The organism is bacterium (genome assembly GCA_017744355.1).
Taxonomy (GTDB): domain Bacteria; phylum Cyanobacteriota; class Sericytochromatia; order S15B-MN24; family UBA4093; genus JAGIBK01.
This window is the reverse complement of sequence record JAGIBK010000017.1, coordinates 1-2652: the sequence shown is the minus strand read 5'-3', so window position 1 is coordinate 2652 and position 2652 is coordinate 1. Positions and strand designations below refer to the sequence as shown.

At 66.5% G+C, this 2652-nt stretch carries 2 protein-coding genes; both read left to right on the top strand.

Features of this window, described 5'->3' with window-relative positions:
• The coding region (locus J7643_19905) for a hypothetical protein (protein ID MBO9542860.1) at positions 1 to 816 on the top strand (816 nt) is incomplete at its 5' end.
• 33 nt (positions 817 to 849) lie between these two features.
• Entirely contained in the window at positions 850 to 2463 is a 1614-nt protein-coding gene (locus tag J7643_19900; GenBank protein ID MBO9542859.1) for a PQQ-binding-like beta-propeller repeat protein, read from the top strand.
• Positions 2464 to 2652 lie beyond the last annotated feature (189 nt).

Sequence of the window (2652 nt, the reverse complement as noted above, 5' to 3'; positions counted from 1 at the left end):
AAGACCGAGCTCGCACAGGACATGTGGCTCCTCGACCTCGACAGCCAGGCCGCGAGCACCAACACCCAGCACCCCACCGTCGGAACGCCGACCGTTCAGCCTGGCGAGCCGAGCGATCCCAACGCGATTCCGCTCGATCCGTCGGCGCTCTCGACGGTCGACCCCGAGTTGCTCGAGCAGATCTACCGCAAGCGCGATGCAGCCCTCAAGGGTGAGTTCGACACCACGCCCATCAAGAGCAGCAAGGCCGCCGAACAGCAGCGTCAGCAGGCCCAAGCCGCCGAGCAGCGCCAGGTGCGAGACAGCGGCGGTGGCGGTGGGGACGGCGGTGGCGGTGGCGGCGACCCTCTGGTCTTCGACCTCAACGGCGACGGCGACACCGACGCCACGGTCAATCAGCGCGGCATCGAGGTCGATGGCCTGCATGCGACCAAGTGGGCCGAGAAGGGCGACGGCGTCCTCTCCATGAACGGCGCGCCCATCGACACCGTCGACTCGCGCGGCATGAAGCACGCCGACGCCTACGAGACCCTCAAGGCCGAAGCCCGCTACGCCGGCATCGACACCAGCAAAGGTTACCTCGACTCCAACGACTTCAAGGTCCTCGAGGCCAAGGGGCTCACGATGCTCGTTTCCAACGGGGACGGCACCAACCAGTCCATCCCGCCTTCGGAGCTGGGGATCACCAAGATGAGCCTCGGCGGCAAGGCCGTCGACAAGAAGGACGCGGTCGGCAACCGCATCACGGCCGAAGGCTCCTTCGAGCGCAACGGCCAGACCCAGCTCGTCAACGACATGTGGTTCAACCAGATCTAAGGACGAACCACCTCGAACAGAAGGGCCCGCCTCATGAGTCAAGAAACCCGGATCGCATCGAGCGATCGCCTCGGCTACCAGCCGAAGCTCCGCCACGCGATCCTGAACGACGGCCTCAAATTGGGGCAGGGACTCAACGAGGTGGGCCGTCCTTACGACTGGATGATCGATTGTCGTGAGGTCCTGCTCTCACCGGAATCGCTGCACCACGCCGCCCGCCTTCTGTGGGAGCGCATCAAGCCCTACGCCCCCGAAGCCGTCGGGGGCATGACGCTCGCCGCCAACCCGCTCGTCGTCGCCCTGCTCTATGAGAGCCGGGCCGATGGTTACCCCTTGCAGGGCTTCATCATCCGCAAGGAACCGAAGGGCAACGGCCTTCAGAAATGGGTCGAAGGGCCGCCCCTGCGCCCTGGCGCCCGGGTGGTGTTGCTCGATGACATCGTCAATTCGGGCGATACCCAGCGCCGGGCCCTCGAGATCCTCGCGCCTTTTCAGCCAGAGGTGCTTGCGGTGGGCGCCCTGATCGATTGCGAGCGCTCCGGCAGTAACTGGCTGAAGGGCCGGCAGATCCCCCTTGAGGCGCTCTTCACCCTCGACGAGCTGGGCATCGATCCCGGGACGCCTCGCGCCCCTGGGACCTACCCGATCCAGTGGGAGTGGGGCCCCCTGAACCACGGCCGCTACGCGATCCCGAAATCGCGCCCGTGCATCACGGAGCAAGGGCTGTACGTGGGCGGGGATGCTGGTTTCCTGGCCGCGCTCACCCTCGACGGCCGTGAGCGCTGGCGCTTCGCGGTGCGCGACCGGGAACGCGGCGTGCATGCCACGCCCCTGGTGCACCAGGGGCGGGTCTACTTCGGGGCCTACGACGGCTTCCTTTACTGCCTGGATGCCGATAACGGGCGCCTGATCTGGGAGACCCGGCCGGGGCAGTGGATCGGCTCCTCACCCGCGCTGGATCCCGGGCGCGATCGCCTCTTCATCGGGGTCGAAAGCGGCGAAGCGGGCGGCAGTCTGATGGCCTTCGACGCCCAGACGGGCCAAGTCGCCTGGGAGCTGAAGGCGAAGCACTACATCCACTCGGCTCCGTTCTTCGACGCCGTGCGCGATCAAGTCATCGTGGGCGCGAACGATTACGCAGTCTACGCCGCGGACGCCGAGACCGGCGCGCTGCGCTGGCAATTCGTGACCGGCGGCGAGGTCAAGGGAGATCCGATCGTCGATCCGGAAGGGCGCTGCTTCGTCGGCTCTTTCGATGGTTACCTCTACGCCCTCTCGGCCGAATCCGGCGATCTCCTGTGGAAGCGCCAGCTCGCGAAAAGCCTGCAAGTACGTCCCCTCGTGCATGGGGACCTCGTCATCGTCGGCGGGAGCTCCTCGCGGGTCGTCGCCCTGGATCGTGAAACCGGCGAGATCCGCTGGGTAGCGACCACCGGCGGGGCGGTAATCGGCGGAGCGGCAGCATTCGGCGATCGCATCGCGGTGGGGTCCGCGGACGGCCGGCTCTACATCCTGGATGGAGAGAGCGGTTCTCTCGTGGATCGGCTCACGACCAACGGCGCCATTCTGACCACCCCCGGCACGGGGCAAGGCCTGCTGGCTTTCGCCTCGTTCGACGGCAAGCTCAGGGCGATCGCCACCGCCTGAATCTCATCAAACCCAAGAGGGTTGCTTGCCAATCTCGGGTACAAGATCCTCGACGTCGCATGCAGCTTGTAAAGGAGCGAGGCCATGGGCAACACGAGCATCACCTCGGGCGGCATCTCCGCCATCGTCGCCGGGGCGGTCATCGGTCGCAAGACCGAGGAGATGGAGCCCGTCGCCAAGCCCATCGAG